At 67.7% G+C, this 18,709-nt stretch carries 20 protein-coding genes; 5 read left to right on the top strand and 15 right to left on the bottom strand.

Features of this window, described 5'->3' with window-relative positions; translation table 11 throughout:
- The first annotated feature begins 335 nt into the window (after nucleotides 1-335).
- The 5 genes from ACFOD4_RS03160 to ACFOD4_RS03180 all read left to right on the top strand — a co-directional run bounded on the left by ACFOD4_RS03160 (nucleotide 336) and on the right by ACFOD4_RS03180 (nucleotide 3,591).
- On the top strand, nucleotides 336-779 hold the full coding sequence (locus ACFOD4_RS03160) for a curli assembly protein CsgF (protein WP_379594020.1): 444 nt from the start codon (nucleotides 336-338) through the stop codon (nucleotides 777-779).
- A gap of 39 nt (nucleotides 780-818) precedes the next feature.
- Entirely contained in the window at nucleotides 819-1,757 is a 939-nt protein-coding gene (locus ACFOD4_RS03165) for a CsgG/HfaB family protein (protein WP_379594024.1), read from the top strand.
- A 38-nt stretch (nucleotides 1,758-1,795) separates the two neighbouring features.
- Nucleotides 1,796-2,494, top strand: a complete 699-nt coding sequence (locus ACFOD4_RS03170; RefSeq protein ID WP_379594041.1) for a hypothetical protein — start codon at nucleotides 1,796-1,798, stop codon at nucleotides 2,492-2,494.
- 100 nt (nucleotides 2,495-2,594) lie between these two features.
- Entirely contained in the window at nucleotides 2,595-2,954 is a 360-nt protein-coding gene (locus ACFOD4_RS03175; protein WP_379594043.1) for a hypothetical protein, read from the top strand.
- Entirely contained in the window at nucleotides 2,944-3,591 is a 648-nt protein-coding gene (locus ACFOD4_RS03180) for a hypothetical protein (protein WP_379594059.1), read from the top strand. The genes ACFOD4_RS03175 and ACFOD4_RS03180 overlap by 11 nt, the downstream gene beginning before the upstream one ends.
- A gap of 21 nt (nucleotides 3,592-3,612) precedes the next feature.
- On the opposite strand, the gene ACFOD4_RS03185 is transcribed toward ACFOD4_RS03180, so the two are convergent.
- From ACFOD4_RS03185 to ACFOD4_RS03255, 15 genes are all read right to left on the bottom strand, one after another.
- Entirely contained in the window at nucleotides 3,613-5,262 is a 1,650-nt protein-coding gene (locus ACFOD4_RS03185) for a peptide chain release factor 3 (RefSeq protein ID WP_379594065.1), read from the bottom strand.
- A 136-nt stretch (nucleotides 5,263-5,398) separates the two neighbouring features.
- Complete coding sequence (locus tag ACFOD4_RS03190) at nucleotides 5,399-6,619, bottom strand: MFS transporter (RefSeq protein WP_379594089.1); 1,221 nt, start codon at nucleotides 6,617-6,619, stop codon at nucleotides 5,399-5,401.
- Nucleotides 6,620-6,725: 106 nt separating this feature from the next.
- Nucleotides 6,726-7,331: a deoxycytidylate deaminase gene (locus ACFOD4_RS03195; protein WP_379594091.1), complete on the bottom strand. Its 606-nt coding sequence runs from the start codon at nucleotides 7,329-7,331 to the stop codon at nucleotides 6,726-6,728.
- Between the two features lie 73 nt (nucleotides 7,332-7,404).
- Nucleotides 7,405-7,986, bottom strand: a complete 582-nt coding sequence (locus tag ACFOD4_RS03200; RefSeq protein WP_379594094.1) for a metal-dependent hydrolase — start codon at nucleotides 7,984-7,986, stop codon at nucleotides 7,405-7,407.
- Between the two features lie 143 nt (nucleotides 7,987-8,129).
- Nucleotides 8,130-8,654: a DUF4142 domain-containing protein gene (locus ACFOD4_RS03205; protein WP_379594099.1), complete on the bottom strand. Its 525-nt coding sequence runs from the start codon at nucleotides 8,652-8,654 to the stop codon at nucleotides 8,130-8,132.
- Between the two features lie 132 nt (nucleotides 8,655-8,786).
- On the bottom strand, nucleotides 8,787-9,578 hold the full coding sequence (locus tag ACFOD4_RS03210) for an amino acid ABC transporter ATP-binding protein (protein ID WP_379594120.1): 792 nt from the start codon (nucleotides 9,576-9,578) through the stop codon (nucleotides 8,787-8,789).
- Between the two features lie 14 nt (nucleotides 9,579-9,592).
- Nucleotides 9,593-10,273: an amino acid ABC transporter permease gene (locus ACFOD4_RS03215; RefSeq protein ID WP_379594134.1), complete on the bottom strand. Its 681-nt coding sequence runs from the start codon at nucleotides 10,271-10,273 to the stop codon at nucleotides 9,593-9,595.
- Between the two features lie 13 nt (nucleotides 10,274-10,286).
- On the bottom strand, nucleotides 10,287-10,955 hold the full coding sequence (locus tag ACFOD4_RS03220; protein ID WP_456316861.1) for an amino acid ABC transporter permease: 669 nt from the start codon (nucleotides 10,953-10,955) through the stop codon (nucleotides 10,287-10,289).
- Nucleotides 10,956-11,018: 63 nt separating this feature from the next.
- A complete protein-coding gene (locus tag ACFOD4_RS03225) occupies nucleotides 11,019-11,912 on the bottom strand; it encodes a transporter substrate-binding domain-containing protein (protein WP_379594137.1) in 894 nt (297 codons plus the stop codon).
- A gap of 102 nt (nucleotides 11,913-12,014) precedes the next feature.
- Nucleotides 12,015-13,259, bottom strand: a complete 1,245-nt coding sequence (locus ACFOD4_RS03230; protein ID WP_379594139.1) for a D-amino acid dehydrogenase — start codon at nucleotides 13,257-13,259, stop codon at nucleotides 12,015-12,017.
- Between the two features lie 7 nt (nucleotides 13,260-13,266).
- The gene (thrC, locus tag ACFOD4_RS03235; RefSeq protein WP_379594143.1) at nucleotides 13,267-14,490 is read right to left on the bottom strand and encodes a threonine synthase; all 1,224 of its coding nucleotides are present in this window, start codon (nucleotides 14,488-14,490) and stop codon (nucleotides 13,267-13,269) included.
- A 377-nt stretch (nucleotides 14,491-14,867) separates the two neighbouring features.
- Nucleotides 14,868-16,157, bottom strand: coding sequence for an alpha-hydroxy-acid oxidizing protein (locus ACFOD4_RS03240; RefSeq protein WP_379594169.1), 1,290 nt, complete (start codon nucleotides 16,155-16,157; stop codon nucleotides 14,868-14,870).
- A 63-nt stretch (nucleotides 16,158-16,220) separates the two neighbouring features.
- The gene (locus ACFOD4_RS03245; protein WP_379594196.1) at nucleotides 16,221-16,964 is read right to left on the bottom strand and encodes a 4'-phosphopantetheinyl transferase family protein; all 744 of its coding nucleotides are present in this window, start codon (nucleotides 16,962-16,964) and stop codon (nucleotides 16,221-16,223) included.
- Nucleotides 16,965-16,977: 13 nt separating this feature from the next.
- Complete coding sequence (locus ACFOD4_RS03250) at nucleotides 16,978-17,628, bottom strand: 2-dehydro-3-deoxy-6-phosphogalactonate aldolase (protein WP_379594200.1); 651 nt, start codon at nucleotides 17,626-17,628, stop codon at nucleotides 16,978-16,980.
- Nucleotides 17,625-18,704, bottom strand: a complete 1,080-nt coding sequence (locus ACFOD4_RS03255) for a 2-dehydro-3-deoxygalactonokinase (RefSeq protein ID WP_379594209.1) — start codon at nucleotides 18,702-18,704, stop codon at nucleotides 17,625-17,627. The genes ACFOD4_RS03250 and ACFOD4_RS03255 overlap by 4 nt, the downstream gene beginning before the upstream one ends.
- Nucleotides 18,705-18,709: the final 5 nt, after the last annotated feature.

Raw genomic sequence — 18,709 nt, forward strand, 5'->3', positions numbered from 1 at the left:
AATAGTTACGTCTTGCCCCTTCCGTCCCGTTGCTGCCTTCGCGCGGCGGCCACATGGGCGCTTCCATTTCACTGTCGGGGAGGCGCCCGTGAGCAATGCGGAACCCTGCGCCAGGGGCGATACGAGAAGCGTCTCCGCCGATCCTGAACGCGCCACCGCCTCACTGCCGGGCGCTGTGGCTGTCATGCGCCGCAACGGTTTTAGCCCAACTTTTTGTTGATGAGTGCTAACGAAACCTAGCCGTTTTCCGCTTGGAGCGTCTCAAAAGATATGAATAATCTCCAAACAGAAACGGGGAGAGAACCAGAACGATGCGGAAGCTTCGGCAAAGAGCGATGGTCACGACGCTTGCTCTCGGCACAGTTCTCGGAGGCGTTGCGCCCGCCACGGCTCGGGATCTGGTCTACCAGCCGGTAAACCCGTCCTTTGGCGGCAACCCGTTGAACGGCAGCTATCTGCTCGGCCTCGCCGGCGCCAACAACTTTCGCTACTCGGAAAGCCCGGAAGCTAAAAAACAGCGCCGGGAGCAAACGGCACTGAACGGTGGCACCGATCCTGCCTCGCAGTTCGAACGTCAGATCACATCCAGCTTGCTGAGCCAGGTGGCCGCCACAGTGGGGCAGCAGATCCTGGGCGAGAATGCACGCGATAGTGGCACCTTCAACGTGGGCGGCACGCGCGTCGATTTCCGCCGGACCGGCGGGCAGATCACCATCGACATCACCGAGGCCGCAACCGGCGGACGGACCAACATCCAGATCCCCGTCCCGAGCTTCTGACCGCTCCACCTTCCCGCCCGCCCACGGACCGACAACATCATGAGCCCGAGATCCTTCCGCGCGGCGATGGCCGCGGCCGGACTGCTGACCCTTGCCGCCTGCGGCACCACGCCCGCCACCATGATGGCGGAAAGCCCGACCTTCGGCGCCCGTACCGAGAGCCGCGATGCGCTGCGTGGTCTGCCGGCACCGGCCCAGCGTCTCGATGTCGCGGTGTTCAATTTCCAGGACCAGACGGGACAGCACCGTCCGAATGAGAACTTCGCGGAATACAGCTTCGCCGTGACGCAAGGTGGCGCGTCCATCCTGATCAACGCGCTGAGGGATGCAGGCGGTGCCAATCGCTGGTTCCATGTGCTGGAGCGCAATCGCCTGGCCGACCTGCTGCAGGAGCGGCAGATCATCCGTGCGAACCGCGCCGAGCATCTGGGCGCCGATGGGCAGCCCCTGCCGCCGCTGGCACCGCTGCGCAATGCCGGCATCATGCTGACCGGCGGAATCATCGGCTACGACAGCAACGTTCTGACCGGCGGCGCCGGGGCCAGCTTCCTCGGCATCGGCGGCAGCACGGAATACCGGCGAGACAATGTCTCGGTTTATCTGCGCGCCGTCAGCATCGCCAGTGGCGAAGTGCTGGTCAGCGTCACCGCCGACAAGACCATCTATTCCGTCGCCCTGCAGGGCCTCGCCAACCGTTATGTCGGCTGGAACAAGCTGCTGCAGATCGAGGGCGGCGTCACCACCAACGAACCCCGCCAGCTGGCCGTGCGCCAGGCGATCGAGAAAGCCGTCCACGGCATGATCCTGGACGGCGCCGACAAGGGGTACTGGCGCTTCGCTGACGAAGCGCAAGGTCGCGCGATGATCGAGGATTACCTCGCGACGCGCGACGGAGAGGTTCCGGCCGTGGTCAGCGCCGAGGCACCGCAGAGCGGGCCCGGCACCACGTCCGGCACGCGCCAGGACGGGCGCTCCTGACTACCAGATCCACAAACATCCACTCACAGGAAACGACGATGCGTAAGATCCTTCTCGCCAGCGCTGCCCTGATGGCCCTGTCCGGCGCGGCCTTTGCAGCCGATCATAACGATGCGCGCGCCCGGCAGGAGCACAGCACCCTCTCGATCATCGAGCAGGTGCAGACCAGCGACCACCACAAGGCGAATGCCCTGCAGACCTCGCAGACTGGCTCCGACATCCTGCAGAACCAGCAGGGCCGGGGTAACTCGGCCTACGCTGCGCAGACTGGCGGCGGCTTCCTCGCCGGCATCGATAACAGCGCCAAGCAGTTCCAGAAGGGCGACAGCAATGACGCCGTGGCGCTGCAGGTGAGCACAAGCCGTGGCCGCATCGTGCAGAACCAGGACGGCAACAACAACAAGGCCAAGGCCGAGCAGGTGCGCGGCGCGGGCAACACGGCGCTCCAGACCCAGAAGGGGCGCCACAACGAGGCCTATTCCTACCAGGGCGGCAGCCTCGGCAGCTCCGTCACCCAGTACCAGGACGGCAACCACAACTTCACCTATGCCGAGCAGCTGGGCGGCGCCAGCAACAGCATCACCCAGACCCAGTACCGCGACAACAACAAGGCCTTCGCCTACCAGGATGGCGGGCTGGGCAACAAGATCGCCCAGTTCCAGGCCGGCAACCACAACGTGGCCAATGCCAGCCAGCTCGGTGGCAGCTTCAACACCATCAAGCAGACCCAGAACTGAAGCCTCCGCCCACCATCTCCGATGGTGGGCAGTTCCCGGGCGGATCGGGCATCATCCCGAGCCGGCCGGGTCCTCTTCCCAGACTGGAACGTGAATGCCCATGCGCGTCCTTCCGATCTTCCTGACCATGGCGATCACCTCCGCGGCGGCGGCGCAGGGCAGTCCCGCCTACACGGAACAACCGTCGCACCGTCTCCGCATCGAATCCGGCGGCCACCTCGCCGAGACCCTCCAGCAGGGCGATGGCAACTTTGCCGAGACGCGGCAATCGGGCGAAGGCAACCGTGCCACCATTCTGCAACGCGGCATCGGCAACACCGCCACCATCCGCCAGTTCGGAGGCGGGTTGCAGGCCGAGGCCAACCAGACGGGCGGCGCCGGCATCGCCATCACGCAGAGCGGCCGCGCGGGAACGATCCAGGTGCAGCAATTCGGCCCTGGGGCGGCCAGTGCGCGCTAGCCAGGTCATCATCGCGGCGCTGGCCTTTCTGTCGACCGCTGCCCTGGCGCAACGGCCGGTCACCCTTCCCGGCCAGCCCGATGCCCCCGCCGCGTTGTGCGGGCCAGGCTCGAGCGGCCCCGCCTGCCAGTCGATCCGCGAAGCCGTGCCGGGCGGCATTCCCGGCCTGATCACCCGGTCTCCACCGCCGCCGCCGCCCGCCAACATCATGGCCGCGCCGCCCCCGCGCTACGCGCCCGACCTCCAGCCGCAGCGCCTCCTGCCGCCGCGCATCCTGGCCATGCTGCGTGACCCGCGCATTGATCCGCTGACGCGCGCCATGCTGCAGGATCTCGCCGGGCGCAGAAGGGAAGAATGGACGGTGCAGGACCTGCAAACCGTCAGCGCCGTGATCCCGACTTTGGCCGAGATGCAGGTTCCGACGGCGCGGCTCAGCGAGCTCTACGAGTTTCTCGGACTCGATCCGGCCAGCCTGTTCGAGCCACAGCTCGGCCAGGGCTGGCAAGGCGCCAGCACCGAATTCGACCGGCGCAAGGCACGCCTGCCGCATCCCGAATGCGTGGTGCTGGGCCGTCAGGCCCGCCTCGATCCCGCCTCCGTGCGGGTGCAGGCCATGCTCACTTGCGGCGAGGACTGAACAAGGTCCGAGCGGAGGGCTTCAGCCTTGCTCGCCCACCCCATGTTGCTCGCGCAGCGACAGGAAGCTCAGCGCCGGCCATTCCTCCTCCGCTCGGCGGCGCCCCCAGTCGGAGGTGAAGAAGGCCACCGGCTCATTGTCGTGATCCTCGGCCATCTGGCTGGGCGCGCTTCGCAGGAAGCGCTCCAGCACGGCGCGCGCTTCGGGGCCACTCTCTTTGGACGCCACCCAGCGCATGGTGGACCAGGAGGTCGGTTCGAAGGTGATGTTGACGCCATACTCCGCCATCATGCGGCTGGCCAGCACGTCGAGCTGGAGCTGCCCGACCACTCCCACCACCGGCTGCGATCCATCCAGCGGACGGAAAACCTGCACCACACCTTCATCGGCCAGCTGGTCCAGCGCCTTGCGCAGCTTCTTGGCCAGCATCGGGTCATCCAACCGGACGCGGCGCAGGATTTCCGGTGCAAAGGAGGGCACACCGCGGAAGTTCAGCTCCTCGCCATCGGTCAGCGTGTCGCCGATGCGCAGCGTGCCGTGATTGGCGATGCCAACCACGTCGCCGGGCCAGGCTTCCTCGGCCACCTGCCGCTCCTTGGCAAAGAAGAAGAGCGGTGCGTTGACGGGGATGCTCTTTCCGGTTCGCACCTGCTTCAGCCGGGCGCCCTTGCGCAGGCGCCCGGAACAGACGCGCAGAAAAGCCACGCGATCGCGGTGATTGAGGTCTGTGTTGGCCTGGATCTTGAAGACAAAGCCGGTGAGCTTCTCTTCATCAGGCTCTACCAGCCGGGCATCGGCACGGCGGGATGAGGGCGAGGGCGCAAACTTCGCCAGCCCGTCCAACAGGTGCTTCACTCCGAAGCCGCGAAGGGCGGAACCGAAATAGATCGGCGTCAGGTGCCCCTCGCGGAAGCTGTCCAGCTCGAAATCCGGATAAACCGAGACCAGCTCGATGCCCTCGCGCAGCACATCGCCCTGGCCATGCGGCAGCAAGCCGTCGATGCGCGCATCCTCCGGGCCCGACAGCGTGATCTCCTGCTCGCCGCCTTCGCGCATCATCCGCAACGTGGCATCGTGGCGATCATAGACACCGGCGAATTCGCGGCCCGACCCGATCGGCCAGGTCGCGGGGGTCACATCCAGCGCCAGGGTCTTTTCGATCTCGTCAAGCAGCTCCAGCGGCTCCCGTGCCTCACGGTCCATCTTGTTGATGAAGGTGACGATCGGGATGTCACGCAGGCGACACACCTCGAACAGCTTGCGGGTCTGCGCCTCGATGCCTTTGGCAGCGTCGATCACCATGACGGCAGCGTCGACAGCGGAGAGCGTCCGGTAGGTGTCCTCGGAGAAATCCTCGTGGCCCGGCGTATCCAGCAAGTTGAAAATCTGCCCGGCATACTCGAAGGTCATGACCGAAGTCGCGACGGAGATGCCACGATCCTGCTCGATCTTCATCCAGTCCGACCGCGTGCGCCGTCGCTCGCCCTTCGCGCGCACGGCGCCGGCGATCTGGATGGCGCCGCCCAGCAGCAGCAATTGCTCCGTCAGCGTCGTTTTACCAGCATCCGGGTGGGCGATGATGGCGAAGGTGCGCCGCCGCCCGGCTTCCGCGGCAGTTTCGGAAAGCGGCGGCTGGTTGTGGCCCGGGGCGGGCGTATCGAGGCTGTCCAAGGGCTCAAACTCCGGGCGCACTGTGTTCACTGGGCGGCGGGGTATAGCGCGGACAGGCCCGCGATTCGAATCGGCTGTCTGGCCAGCAGCAGCGGGCCGGGCGGCAGTGTCGCCCGACCCGACCGTAGCGCCACACTCAGGCGGCTTGGGCGCTTCCCTGTCCGTCCCGCGCCGGCCGGCTGAGACCAAGGGACAGCAGCACGGCGCCGAACACCGGCACGGCCAAAGCCAGAAAGGCGGCTTGCCAGCCGATCCAGGCAACCAGGGTACCCCCCACCACGTGGGAAAGCTGCCCACCCAGTCCTTGCACCGCATAAACGGCACCAAGCGCCGTCTGGGTCCGTCCGCTACCCCAGGAAGCGTCGGCCACCACCACCGGCACCGCCACGCCGATCAGACCAGAGGCAATGCCGTCCAGCACCTGCACCGGCACCAGCCAGAGCGGATCGGTGATCCAGGCGGCCAACAAGGCCCTAACGCCCAACGCCAGGCACGCCACCAGCATCAGAGGACGCCCGCCGCGCTTCTCAGCCCACCTTCCGCCCCACAGTGCAACCGGGATCATGGTGAGTTGGGCCGCCATCACATAACCGGCGGTCCAGGAGGTGGCGCTGCCACCCGCCGCCGCGACGCGCTGACCAACCAGGGACAGCATGGCGCCATTACCCAGGGAGAACAGTGCCAGGACCAAGGCCAGCATCAGCAGGCGCCGGTTGGTCAGCACTGTCCGCAGCGCAGATCCGCCTTCCTGCTCCGTAGCCTCGCCCTTTTGGTCACCATCCTCTTCACCAGTCGCGCGCTCCGCGCTCCACGCCTTACCTGGGGCAACGGCCACGGCCAGGACGGCGCCCAGCGCCATGCCCGCCATGACGAACAGCGCGATATCCGGCCCGAACAGTGCGCCGCCGCCGGCAATCATCATCGCCGAGACCAGGATGCCCGCATGGTTGAAGGCCTCGTTGCGGCCATGCTGCCGTGGGAAGTCCTTCTTGCCGACCACTCCGAGAGTGAAGGAGGTGACCGCCGGCAGCACAAGAATCCCGCCAATGGTGGCCAGCCCATGCGCCGTCAGCACTCCGAAGAAACCCTTGGCAAACAGAAGCAGCAACGTCCCCACGACGATGGCGCCGCAAGCGAGCGCCAGCAGCAGGCGAGGCAGCTTCAGCCGGTCCACCAGCGCACCCGCCGGACCGGCCAGGGCCAGCCCGCCCAACCCTACCAGCGTGTTGAGCCAGCCAATGGGCTCCGGCCCCCAGCCCCTGGTCTGCGCCAGCCAAGTGGCAAGAAAAGGTCCCAGACCACCCTGGATGTTGCCGGTGAAAAACGTGATGAGAACAAGATGGCGGCGTGGCGACACGGAATTCCTGGACCCTTCCAGCGGTGCACCGGTCGTGGCGCGCCCTTTCCGTTACAACGCCGTTACTCTGGGAAAGCTGCACCTGGGCCGTCGCCGGCACCATGGGTCATGTGGCGCGACGTCCTTCCGTGCCGTGCTCGAACAGTCCGAAATCAAATTCGGCCTGATGCACGGCGAACGGATCCTCGGCGCTGCGGGCCTCGTCGCGGTTCAAGCCGATCGCATCCAGCTGGCTGCCGGAGATCGGTATGAAGTCGACCCCGGCCTCTCGCATCATGTCGATGGCCAACAGCCCGACCCTGTCCCAGTAGCTCTCGGTTCCGGCCCGCGGTGCCGCCGCCACCACGCGCCTCACACCCGACTGGATCAGCAGGGTGGCGCAGACATTGCAGACCGGCTTGCCCACCACGTAAACGTCGCAGTGCCGCGCGTCACGACCGGCATGCAGCAGTGCGTTCTGCTCGGCATGCAGGATCATCTGCAGCTTGCGGGCCTTGTTCTCGAGCCGCTCGGCGCTGTCCTCGACATTGGAGGGAAACCCGTTGAAGCCGGTGGCAACAATGCGCGCATAGGCCTGATTGACCAGCACCGCTCCCACCTTCGCCCGCGGATCCTTGGACCATTGCGCAATGTGGTGCGCGAGGCCGATGTACCGGGCATCCCATTTCGCCTGTTTCGCGGGATTGTTCTCAAAGGTGTTGGGGTTGGTCATGAGGCTGATCCCAGAAGGATTCCGCAGCGGGAGATCAGGCGCCCCTTCAGTGGCCTTCCTCTCTCCGCCGGTTTCATGGCCGGGCTACGGCTGCCAGCCGTGCCCCTGCGGGCCCGGGCGAGCAAAGCCCTGGTGTCTGGAAGGGCAGCTCGCAGACGCCCAGCTCGCGCAGCCCTGCCTTCATGCGCTCCATCCCGTCGGCACCCGACCAGGCCCAAGACAGGATGATCGCCACCAGCAGCGGCTCGAACGCCGATCCGGTGCGGCACAGCGGCAAGGACCAAGTGCCCTTCAGCGGCCAGGCCAGGCGCAGCCCCCCCGGCGTCAGCAAATCCGCCCCGAGATGCGACAAGTATCCCACCACGAAGGGGGCCGAGAGCGTGAGCGGTAACTCGGGCCGCAACAGCAGCCAGAAGCACGCGGCCGCCGCCAGCAGCGAGTGCGTGGCGCCGCGGTGCCCCAGCAACCGCGTCAGCAGAAGGGAAAACGGCCGGCACCGCTTGCCGACCCAAGAGGAAGGATGATCAATATCGGGCATCAGCGCACCCAGCGCCGCTACGGCGAGCGGTAGCGGCGCCACAGCGGGCTGCGCAAAGAGTGGCGCCGCGGCCAGCCAGGCGGCTGCCCCCAACGCCACATGCGACCCTGCCATCATCCGCCCACATACCCTTATCCCAGGCGGTTGAGAATGGCTAGCAGCGCCTCTCCATACAAGACTGATTGTGCCTGATTTTGCTGGAGGATGACGGAGATCTTCGTCCCTGACCTCCTGCCAGGGCAAGGAAACAGGCGATCAGGTCACGCACGCAGCATCTGCAACATGGCGAGATGCTCGCGGATCCTGTCTTCGGCCAGAAGCGCAAGAACCCCGTCAGCCGGTGTACCGCCGGCCTCTCGCAACGCCGCAAAGGTTTCCAGAGCCTCGCTATGCCCTCGCTGCTGCGCCGCCAACAGCATGCGGTCGAAGGCGGCACCGCGCGAATCCGACAGGCCCTGCACCATCGCCATCTTGGCCGGCGGCAGCGCGGGAGGCGCCGTCACGGCATGACCGGCCAGGCCCATGGCTTGCACCAGCCCCCGCTGTTCGCTCGCTTCGAACTCGCAGAAGCGACGGAGCTCCGGGCTGCGTGCGCGGCCGACGCCGAGCTGCGCGGTCTGCATCAGAAAGGCGCCACCCTGCAAGGCCGCCAGATGCAGGCCCATGGGGGCCCTGGAACCTGCAGGCGTTGCCGCAAGCGGCGGCGGAGTGGTGTCGGCACCAGCGCTGCACCCGGCCAGGGTGGCACCCGCCAGCAGCAACGCGGCCATTCGGCGCTCGATCATGCGGATTCTCCTGCCTCCGGAAGCAGTGTCGCGCCAGGACCGGATTGCATCCCCTGGTCGGAGCCACAGGCAACGCCACCATTGGCGCACCTGTGGAAGCGAACGGGTCCGGGGACAGATCGTTTCGGATCTTTAGCGAACAGCGCTGCCGAAGATCCCGTGGAATCGACCCAGAAAACTCCGCAGGCGTTCGCTCTGGGGACGGTCGAACACCTCCGCGGGCGCTCCCGCCTGCGCTACCTTCCCGCCATCCATGAACACGACATGGTGCGAAACATCCCGCACGAACAGCATCTCGTGACTGACCACCAGCATGGTCATGCCGCTCTCCGCCAGCTTCTGCATGACCTGAAGCACCTCGGCCACCAATTCAGGATCAAGCGCGCTGGTCACCTCGTCGAACAGCAGCAGGCGTGGCTCCATGGCCACGGCACGCGCCATCGCCACGCGCTGCTGCTGCCCGCCGGAAAGCTGGTAGGGATAGTGCGCCCGTCGCTCGGCCAGGCCGACGCGCGACAGCCAATGGCCGGCGATGTCACGCGCCTCCGCTTTCGGCTTGTTCAGCACCTTGGTCAGGCCGAGCATGACATTGTCTTCCGCAGTCAGATGCGGGAACAGGTTGAACTGCTGGAACACCATGCCGATGCGGGCGCGTTGCGCCGAAACGCGCGCCTCGCTCAGGCGCCGGCGGCGCCCGCCGTCGACCCGGTATCCGATCGGATCGCCATCCAGCAGAATCTCGCCAGCATCATGCTCCTCCAGAAGGTTGACGCAGCGCAGGAAGGTGGTCTTGCCCGAGCCCGAGGCGCCGATCAGCGACACCACCTGCCCCTGACGCACCGTCAGGTCGATCCCCTTCAGCACCTCCACCGAGCCGAAGCTCTTGCGCACGCCCGTTGCCTGCAACAGGGGTTGGTCGCTCATGCAAACGGCTCCGCTCAGTAGCGCAGGTAGGAGAAGCGGCGCTCCAGCAGCCCGCCGATCTGCGCGATGGTGAAGTTGAGGATCAGGTAGAGCACCGTGGCCAGAAGATAGAAGTCGATGATCAGGTAATTGCGCGCCATGATCTGCTGACTGGCCAGCAGCAGCTCCACCACGCCGATAATGGAGAGCAGCGTGGTGCCCTTGACGATCTCAAGGCAAGTATTCACCCAGGGCGGCAGCATGCGTCGCACGGCCTGCGGCAGGATCACGTAGCGGAGGCGCTGGACGAAGCGCAGGCCGATGGCCTTGCCGGCCTCCATCTGCCCGCGCGGCACGGAATCCACAGCCCCACGCAGTGTCTCGGCGATATGCGCCGTGGCGAAGGCCGAAAGCGCGATGACGCCCGCCCAGAAGGCCGGCACATTGATGCCGAACAGCGCCAGCCCGTAATAGGTGAACAGGATCAGCACCAGCACCGGGATGCCGCGCAGCACGTCAACGTAGAGGCGGATCATCATGCGCAGCCACCACCAGCCATAGGTCAACGCCACGCCGAAGAGGATGCCGAGCAGCGTGGCGATGAGAATGGTCAGGACCGAGGATGCGACGGTGACGCCCAGCCCGTTCAGGATTGACCAGCGCGCCTGCCAGGCCTCGAAGCCGAAGGCGCCTGGCGTCATGGAGAAATCGAGCATCAACCGGCCTCCTTCAGCGGATGCTGGCGTAGCGCCGCTCGACGAGGCGCAGCAGGGTTGCGATCAGATAGGCGGTGACCAGGTACATGGCGCTGACCGCGAGCCAGACCTCCATGACCCGGAAGGTGTTGGCGTTGATCTGCCGTGCCACGAAGGTCAGTTCCGGCACGGCAATGGCGGCGGCCAGCGACGTGTCCTTGAACAGGGAGATCAGGTTGTTGCTGATGGCCGGCAGGGTGATGCGGAACATCACCGGCAGCACGACGTAGCGCTGCCGCTGCCAGGGCCGCATGCCGATGGCCTTGGCAGCCTCCACATACTGCTTCGGGATGGAAGACAGGCCGGCACGGAACACTTCCGACATGTACGCGCCGGCATAGAGCGACAGCGTCAGGATGAAGCTCTGCGTTTTGTCGAACCAGGAGATGTTGAACTCCGGAAGTCCGAAATAAACGAAGAAGATCAGCAGCAGCAGCGGCATGCAACGGATGAACTCGACATACAGCCAGGCTGGTCCGGAAAGCCACTTCCTGCCCGACACCCTGGCATAGGCCGTGACCAGCCCGATCAAGCAGCCGATCGCCAGCGACACGACGGCGAGGCCCAACCCCAGCAGCAGGGCGTCGATGAACTTGTCCGCGTTGCGCGTGATCACGGACCAGTCGAAATAATACTGGATCAAGCCTCCGCCCCCCTTGGCCTGCGTGGCAGGGGAAGGCTCCCCTGCCCTTCCCCCCTGTCAGGATCAGGCAAACTCGGTCGGGAAGCCCACCTTGGGCGTCGGCAGTTCGATACCGAACCACTTCTTGTAGGAGGCGGCGAAGTAGTCGAAATCGACGCCCATCATCGCCTCCTTGTACACCGTGTTCACCCAGTTCAGCCACACGGGGTCACCCGGCTTGACGGCCGAAGCGTAGGAGTTGGGCATCCACCCATAGCCGGCATCCACGAAGCGGCCCGGCGCCTGCTGCATCAGCCAGCGCATGGCCGACTGATCCTGCATCGACGCATCGATCCGTCGCGCGTTCAGCGCTTGCATGGCAGCATCCGGGCTCTCGAAGGCATCTACCTTGGCCTGAGGCAGCGCCTTGTGGATCCACTCCTCCAGGAACACGTTCTGCATGCCGCCGATCGTGACGGCGGAGCCGGCGGCCTTCAGCGCCTCGTAATTGGCGTGCTTCGCGCCGCGCGCGAGCAGCATGAGCCCGACGCCCTCGCGGTAATACGGAATAGTGAATTCGACCTGCTGCGCACGCCCCGGCGTGATGGTCATCCACTGCACGACAATGTCGACCTTGTCGGTGACGAGGCTCGGGATGCGGGCATCAGAGCCCTGCAGCACGAACTCCACCTTGGTGGGATCGTCGAACAGGCTCTTGGCCAGCAGTCGCGCAAGGTCGATATCCATGCCGACCAGCTGGCCACTGGCATCGTTGAAGTGCCAGGGCGGATTGGTCGAGCCTGTGCCGACGATCAGCCGGCCGCGCTCCCTGATCTGGTGCAACTTGCTTCTGCCAGGTGTTTGGGCAGAGGCGGCCTTCGGCGTGAGCAGGCCGGCCACGCCCCCGATGGCCGCCCCCGCCATTCCGGCCCCGAACAATCCGCGCCGTTCCAGGCTCGGCCTGTCATTCTGGTCCATCGTCATCCCCTTCGCCCCGCGACTCTGCCTTGCTCGGCGAGCCTTCCGGAAAGGGGAGCAAGAATCCGGCCAGTTGTCACGCGCCGCGCATCGGCGCCCGCCTCACGCCACCGCGGCGACCGGCGCGTTGCTGCGCCCGTCCACGATCTCGGCCAGCCGCCGGCCCGAACCCGCCCCCATTGTCCAGCCGGTATGCCCATGACCAGTGTTGAGGTAGAGGCCCGGGATGCGCGTGGCACCGATCCAGGGGCGGCCATTCGGCACCATCGGCCTGAGGCCTGCCCATTGCACCGCCCCCTCCGCGCGCTCCGCCCCCTCCATCTCCGGAAAAAGCGAGCAGACGCTGCGCATCAGCGCACCGATGCGAACCGGGGACGGGGTGGTGTCGAAGTCGGCCACCTCGGCCGAGCCCACGATGCGGTAGCGGTCACCCAACGGGGTAAAGGCGAATTTGCGTCCATCCTCCAGCAGGGCGTGCCGCGGCCCCTCGGGCCAGACGCTGCGCGGTGCCGTGACCGACAGGCCCTTCACCGGGTAGATCGGCACGTTGATGCCGTGCTTGCCCAGGACGGTGGGCGAGTGTGATCCCATGGCAACCACCACGGCATCGGTCCCGATCTCGCCCGCGCTGGTCGCCACTGCGGCGACGCGGCCATTGCGCAGGACGATGTCGCGGATCTCCGTGCCGAAGCGGAAGACCGCACCGCGTGCCGTGCACCATTCCGCCAAACCCTGGCTGAACTTGTTGCAGTCGCCCACTTCATCCTGCGGAAAGAACAGGCCGCCGGCGATCTTGTCTGCGCGTGCGGCAAGCGCCGGCTCCCGGGCGATGCACTGCTCGCGCGTCAGCCGCTCCACCTCCAGGCCATGCGGCATCAGCGCCTCGTGCGCCGCCGCCGAGGCCAGCCATTCTGCCTCGGCAGCAAAGGTCTTGATCACGCTGTTGCCGGCATAGTCGTACTGCACGCCGGTTTCGTCCCGGATCTCGGCCATGCAGCGCGCCGAAAGCATGGCCAGTTCGAGATTGGCCAGCGCGCCGGCATCATGCGCCGCCGTACGCGATGCCATGAGGAAGCCCAGGCCCCAGCGCCACATGCGCGGCAGGGCCGACGGGCGCAGCAGCATCGGCGCATCCTCCTGCCCCAGCCACTTCAAAACTTTCAGGGGCACCCCCGGCGCCGCCCAGGGCTGCACGGAGGAGACATGGATGATGGCGCCATTGCCCCAGCTCGTTTCCAGTCCGGCACCCTCACGCCGTTCCAGCACGGTCACCTGGTGGCCCGCCCGCATCAGCCAGTAGGCGGAAGCGGTGCCGATGATGCCCGCGCCCAGAATGGTGATCCGCATGTCCAGTCTATCCTTGTTCCGCCATCGCGTGGTCGCAGAGCCGCGCCACTGCCGCAACATCCGCCGGATCGGCGACGCGGTGGGTGCGCGCCGGCATGTCGGCAAATGCCGCGCCATCCTTGAAGCCATGGCCGGTGATCATGCAAACGGCCCGCGCATCGGGCGGCATGCGCCCTTCCGCCAGAAGGCGCCGCAGAGCGGCCAGGGGGCTGGCGCCGGTGGGCTCGGCATACACGCCTTCCAGCCGCGCCAGGTCGCGCATGGCGTCGCGCAGGGCGGCGTCGCTGACGGAGACGGCCAAGCCGCCGCTCCTTCGCACCAGCTTCAGCGTGTAGCTGCCATCCCGCTCATAGCCGATCAGCGGATCGCTGATTCCCGAGGCGATGGTGCGCGGCGTGTCCCAGGCGGTGACGGCCTCGGCGCCGGCCTCGAAGGCGCGGACGATGGGAGCGCAGCCCTCGGCCTGAACGGCGACAAGCTTCGGCGTCGCTCCGGTCTCGGTGAAGCCCTGCGCTACGCCCTTCACCAATGGCCCGCTGCCGGTCGGGATCAGCACGTGGCTGGGCGCGACGCGGCCAAGCTGCTCGAAGATCTCCAACCCCGTAAGCTTCAGCGCATCCACCGCCCAGGGATTGAGAAAGGTGGTGGTCAGGTTGGCGAAGCCTGCCTGCCGCGCCAAGCCAAGCGCAAGGTCGTAGGAGCGGCTGTAATGCCCCTCGACCAGAAGCAGGATTGCGCCATAGGCGGCGATCTGTGTCAGCTTGCCGGCGGGCGTGTGCGCCGGCACCACGATGATCGCCGGCATGCCTGCGCGTGCCGCATAGGCTGCGGTGGAGGCGCCGGCGTTGCCCGAGGACGCGCAGATCACGCCACGCGCACCCAGTTCCAGCGCCTTGCCGATGCCGGCGCTGACCAGCCGGTCCTTGAAGGAGCCGCTGGGGTTGCGCGTTTCGTCCTTCAGCCAGACCTCACCGTGGAAGCCGGGCAGCGCCGCCTCGATGCGCGGCGCGCGGCGCATCGGGGTCAGCCCCTCCCCCAGGGATACGATGTTGGCCGGATCGTTGATGCAGAGCCGCCCAGCGTGGCGCCACATGGAAGCCAGCAGCGCCACTTCGCGTGGCGGTTCCAGGCCGCTTTCGCCCTGCACCTCGAGGATGCCACCGCAGGCTTCGCAGGCGTAGCTCAGGGCCGGGGGATGCGTATGCCCGCAATCGACGCAAATCAGCCGCATGCCGCCCCTCCCCCGGTTCGGGACCATGCTGACCGATTGCGCGCGATGTGGAAAGGAAGGGGGAAGCGGACCGGGGATTGCGCGTCCTGCCCACGCGCAAAGATGGTCACCGGCCGAGCCCCCCTTCGGGCACGGCGCGGTCTGGCCGGACGGTTCGCATAGTGCGCCCGGCCGCCCCGGTCCGCCACCGGTCCCTCGCTTCCCCTGCAAGCTTGGAACCGGCATCCTCACGGTTGAGGCGGGGGCTGGCGGATCCGGGGGAGAATGCGGGATCCGGTTCGCGGTGGGACGGTAGAGAACCGCGTTCCGCCTGCCCTCGCTGCAACTGCGAGTTATTCGCAATAGATCAGGCTGCAGCAGCTTCGTCAAGCAGCTTTTCAGAATGGTTCGCGCCACAGCGTGTCAGGCCCCAGCGCCGCGATGGAGGGGCAGCCGGCAAGGCCGAGCGTCAGGTCCAGCTCGGCGGCCAGATGGCGGATCACCGCCCGCACCCCGGCCTCGCCATCCAGCGCGAGGCCGTAAACATAGGGACGACCCAGCAGCACCGCCCGCGCCCCAAGGGCCAGCGCCTTGACAATGTCGGCACCGCCGCGGATCCCGCTGTCGAACAGCACGGGCATGCGATTCCCCACCGCCGCCACCACGCCGGGCAGCGCATCCAGCGCCCCCACCGCGCCGTCCACCTGCCGCCCGCCATGGTTTGAAACGATCAGCCCGTCCATCCCGACCGCCGCTGCGCGCGCGGCATCCTCCGGGTGCAGCACCCCCTTCAGCAGGATCGGCAGGCGCGTGCACCGGCGCAGGAACGGCAGGTCCTCCCAGGACAGATCCGGCCGGGAATACAGTGCGATGAAGCGCCGCACCGCCCGCACAGCCTCGGGCAGCGACAACAGGCCGCGCAGGGGTCCGCCGGGCCATGCACGCAGCATCTCCGCCACCGAGGCCACGGCGCCCGGTCCGATAGGGGCGCGCTCGCCAGGATTGGCGTCCTCGAACGGCAGGTCGCGGAACACCGTGTCCGACAGGTAGTTGGCGATGCCGCGGCCGCGCAGGAACGGCAGATAGGCACCATCCAGATCCTGCGGCCGCCAGCCGAGCTGGGTGGTGTCCAGCGTCACCACCACCGCCTCGTAGCCGGCCGCCTCGGCGCGGCGCAAAAAGCTTTCGGTCAGCGCGTCGCGCGACGACCAGTAGAGCTGGAACCAGCGTGGCCCGGCGGCTGCGGCCTGCGCGATGGCCTCCATAGGGAAACAGGATTGCGAGGAGGCGACAAAGCCCGCTCCCTCGGCGGCGGCCGCCCTGGCGGCGGCGAGGTCGGCGCCCCGATGCGCCATATCCAACACCCCGATAGGTGCCAGCAGGAATGGCAGGGCGTGCCGGCGCCCGAACAACTCCACAGAAAGATCGCGGCGGGCCGCGTTGCGCAGCATGCGGGGGAGGATGTGCACCCGGTCGAAGGCAGCGCGGTTGGCGGCCATCGTGCGCTCCATTCCGGCGCCCCCGCCCACATAGGCGCGTGCACGCGGCCGCATCGCCGCCAGGCCGGCCAGTTCCAGCCGCTCCGCCGCCACCGGCACGGGCGGCCGGCGCCCGGCGAAGCCGGCGGTGAAGATGCCGGCCTGTACCCGGCGACCCATGCCCGACATGCTGCCCTCCCCGGCTGTCATGCGCCTCCTTGGCGCAGGCCGGGCGAGTGTGCCGGATCGCCGCCGCCTGTCCAGACGATGGGCTCAGGCCGGCCGCAGCAGCAGGCACTCCACCACCCCCTCCAGAGCCGGCAGCGCGAGCGCCACAGCCGCGCCGTCCAGCGGCGGCAGGGGGTGGAAACGCCAAAGCGATGGAGGCCCGTCCAGCGCCGCGGCACGTACCTCGCCACCGCCTTCCGCCCAGCCATCCGCCACGTCGAGGGCGCGGAAATTGGTGGCCATGCCCTGACCGGTGGCCTTGGCCAGGGCTTCCTTGCGCGTCCAGGCCGCATAGAAGAATGAGCCCTTGCGGGACGCCGGCAGAGCTTCCAGCACCGCCTTCTCGCGCGCCGAGAACGCCATCGACGACACTTGCAGTGGCGGATCCGGGCGGACGAGTTCGACATCCACTCCGAGCGCCCATCTTGTGGACAGGCCGATGAGCGCCCATCCACCGCTATGCGAAAGGTTGAAGTGGAGTTCGCCCTGGCCGGGTGCCAGCTCCGGCTTTCCGCCGGTCGCGGCCACCAGCCGCAGATCGGCCGGCGGGCGGTCAAGCGCCGCGCCGACCAGCGATCGCAGCGCCGCATGGGCTGCGATGAAGCGCGCCCGAAGCAGGGGCGTGCGGAAGCCCGCCGCGCGCCGGCGTTCCCCGGCATCGAGCAGTGCCGCCCCCGCCTCGCTGCAGTCGTCATCCAGCGGGCACAGCCAAAGCTGCGCCCCGGACTGCGGCAGCTCCCGTGCTGCTGCTGGCGTGGCAGGGCGCCAGGGCTCATCGGCCACGCTCATCTGTCAACCAGGGTCAGCGCGGCCGCAGTCCGTTCCAGGCATCGGTGAAGCGACGTGCCGCGGCGCCTATCTGCGCCGTGGTCATGCCCGGCTTGAAGAGCGCCGAGCCCAGGCCGAACCCGGCCGCGCCCGCCGCGTGGAAGGGACCCATGGTGTCAGGCGTGATACCACCCACGGGCAGCAGCCGCGTGCCGCGCGGGAGCACGGCCAGCATGGCCCTGACCACCGGCGGCGCCACCATCTCGGCCGGAAAGATCTTCAGCGCCGAGGCACCAGCATCCAGCGCGGCAAAGGCCTCCGTCGGCGTCGCGACGCCCGGCACGCAGACCAGCCCCGCCCGTGCGGCCGCAGAGATCACCGCCGTATCGGCATGCGGCATCACCACCAGCTCCGCGCCCAAATCGGCCAGTCGCCCGACATCGGCCGCGCGCAGCACGGTGCCGGCGCCAACCAGTGCGTCGGGCGGCAGCAGGCGGCGGATGGCGCCGATGCTGGCCATGGGAGCGGGCGAGTTCAGCGGCACCTCGATCAGCCGGAAGCCCGCCTCGTAGAGGCAGGTGGCCACGGCCTCGGCCTCGTCCGGCCTTAACCCGCGCAAGATGGCCACCAATGGCAGTTCGGCGAAGGCCGTGTCGAGCCGTGAGGCCAGAGCTGTATGGGTCATGCCGTTATCTCCGGGGCCGCGGCCAGCAGCCCCGCGGCGGTGGCGAAGTGGAACAGGCCAGCGGGAGCGGTGTTGCCCAGCATGGCGGCCGCGCTGACGCCGCGCTGCGACAGCGCTTCGGCATAACGCTCGCACAATGCCAGCTCGCCGATCAGCGCGATCGGTGCATCCAACTGCGCCCGGCCCCGCAGCCCCGCGGCCACCTCATGCCCGATCAGCAGGCCGGACAGGAAATCGCCCAGGGCGGCACCCGGCAGCTCATCCGTCAGGCCCAGCGTGCGGGTGGCGAAGATCTGGTGCAGCAGGCCTGGCCCCCCGTCGGCGCCCATGGCCAAACCACGCGAGAAAGCCGCCCGCGCTGTGTCGGGCGGCGCCGCTTCTTCCGGCATCAGGCGCCCCAGGATGGAATGGCGACGCAGCACGGCGAACACCTCGCCCGTCATGTGCGACGCGAAGCGGGTGATGCGTCCACCTTCCACCGTCACCCATTTGGAATGGGTGCCGGGCATCACCAGCAGGCTGTGCTCCGCCAGCTGCGGATGGGTGAACAGCGCGCCGGCGACCTGGATCTCCTCACCCCGCATCACGTCGGGCATGTCCGCCTCGCGGCAGGTCAGGCCGGGGGCGACCAGGATGCGGGACCCATCCCGGGCGCGGATCTCGGCGGCCTTGCTGGCCAGCAGGCGGGCATCGGCGGGGCAGTTGGCATAAGGCGCTTCCTTCCAGCCCTGGGCACTGCCGACCATGCCGCATGCCACCACCGGCACGCCGGGGTGCTGGCCGCGCCACTCGCCGCAAAGCCCGGAAAAGGCGGCTTCAAATCCGGCCTCGCCCGGTTCAGGCAGATTGGTGATGCCATGTGGGCTGGCTCGCTGCTCCAGCACCGTACCCGCCGCATCCAGAAGAAAGCCGCGGAGGCTGGAAGTGCCCCAGTCCAGGGCGATCAGTGCTGCTTGACCCGGGGCTCTGGAAGCGTTGGCTGGCACGATGTCCTCGATGGTTTTGCGAGGCATCCTGTCGCTGGCCGACGCCAGCGTCAAACGGGAGGGGCGGTGGCCGTCCCCGGCCTTCTTCACCGGCG

It is taken from the genome of Teichococcus globiformis (assembly GCF_042646265.1).
GTDB lineage: Bacteria > Pseudomonadota > Alphaproteobacteria > Acetobacterales > Acetobacteraceae > Pseudoroseomonas > Pseudoroseomonas globiformis.

What these genes read in the sequence shown, in the direction of transcription:
- ACFOD4_RS03250 (WP_379594200.1), bottom strand. Translation starts at nt 17,628, where the DNA reads ATGACCCATACAGCTCTGGCCTCACGGCTCGACACGGCCTTCGCCGAA.
- ACFOD4_RS03195 (WP_379594091.1), bottom strand. Translation starts at nt 7,331, where the DNA reads ATGACCAACCCCAACACCTTTGAGAACAATCCCGCGAAACAGGCGAAA.
- ACFOD4_RS03200 (WP_379594094.1), bottom strand. Translation starts at nt 7,986, where the DNA reads ATGATGGCAGGGTCGCATGTGGCGTTGGGGGCAGCCGCCTGGCTGGCC.
- thrC (WP_379594143.1), bottom strand. Translation starts at nt 14,490, where the DNA reads ATGCGGCTGATTTGCGTCGATTGCGGGCATACGCATCCCCCGGCCCTG.
- ACFOD4_RS03240 (WP_379594169.1), bottom strand. Translation starts at nt 16,157, where the DNA reads ATGACAGCCGGGGAGGGCAGCATGTCGGGCATGGGTCGCCGGGTACAG.
- ACFOD4_RS03245 (WP_379594196.1), bottom strand. Translation starts at nt 16,964, where the DNA reads ATGAGCGTGGCCGATGAGCCCTGGCGCCCTGCCACGCCAGCAGCAGCA.
- ACFOD4_RS03160 (WP_379594020.1), top strand. Translation starts at nt 336, where the DNA reads ATGGTCACGACGCTTGCTCTCGGCACAGTTCTCGGAGGCGTTGCGCCC.
- ACFOD4_RS03205 (WP_379594099.1), bottom strand. Translation starts at nt 8,654, where the DNA reads ATGATCGAGCGCCGAATGGCCGCGTTGCTGCTGGCGGGTGCCACCCTG.
- ACFOD4_RS03225 (WP_379594137.1), bottom strand. Translation starts at nt 11,912, where the DNA reads ATGGACCAGAATGACAGGCCGAGCCTGGAACGGCGCGGATTGTTCGGG.
- ACFOD4_RS03165 (WP_379594024.1), top strand. Translation starts at nt 819, where the DNA reads ATGAGCCCGAGATCCTTCCGCGCGGCGATGGCCGCGGCCGGACTGCTG.
- ACFOD4_RS03175 (WP_379594043.1), top strand. Translation starts at nt 2,595, where the DNA reads ATGCGCGTCCTTCCGATCTTCCTGACCATGGCGATCACCTCCGCGGCG.
- ACFOD4_RS03215 (WP_379594134.1), bottom strand. Translation starts at nt 10,273, where the DNA reads ATGCTCGATTTCTCCATGACGCCAGGCGCCTTCGGCTTCGAGGCCTGG.
- ACFOD4_RS03170 (WP_379594041.1), top strand. Translation starts at nt 1,796, where the DNA reads ATGCGTAAGATCCTTCTCGCCAGCGCTGCCCTGATGGCCCTGTCCGGC.
- ACFOD4_RS03210 (WP_379594120.1), bottom strand. Translation starts at nt 9,578, where the DNA reads ATGAGCGACCAACCCCTGTTGCAGGCAACGGGCGTGCGCAAGAGCTTC.
- ACFOD4_RS03230 (WP_379594139.1), bottom strand. Translation starts at nt 13,259, where the DNA reads ATGCGGATCACCATTCTGGGCGCGGGCATCATCGGCACCGCTTCCGCC.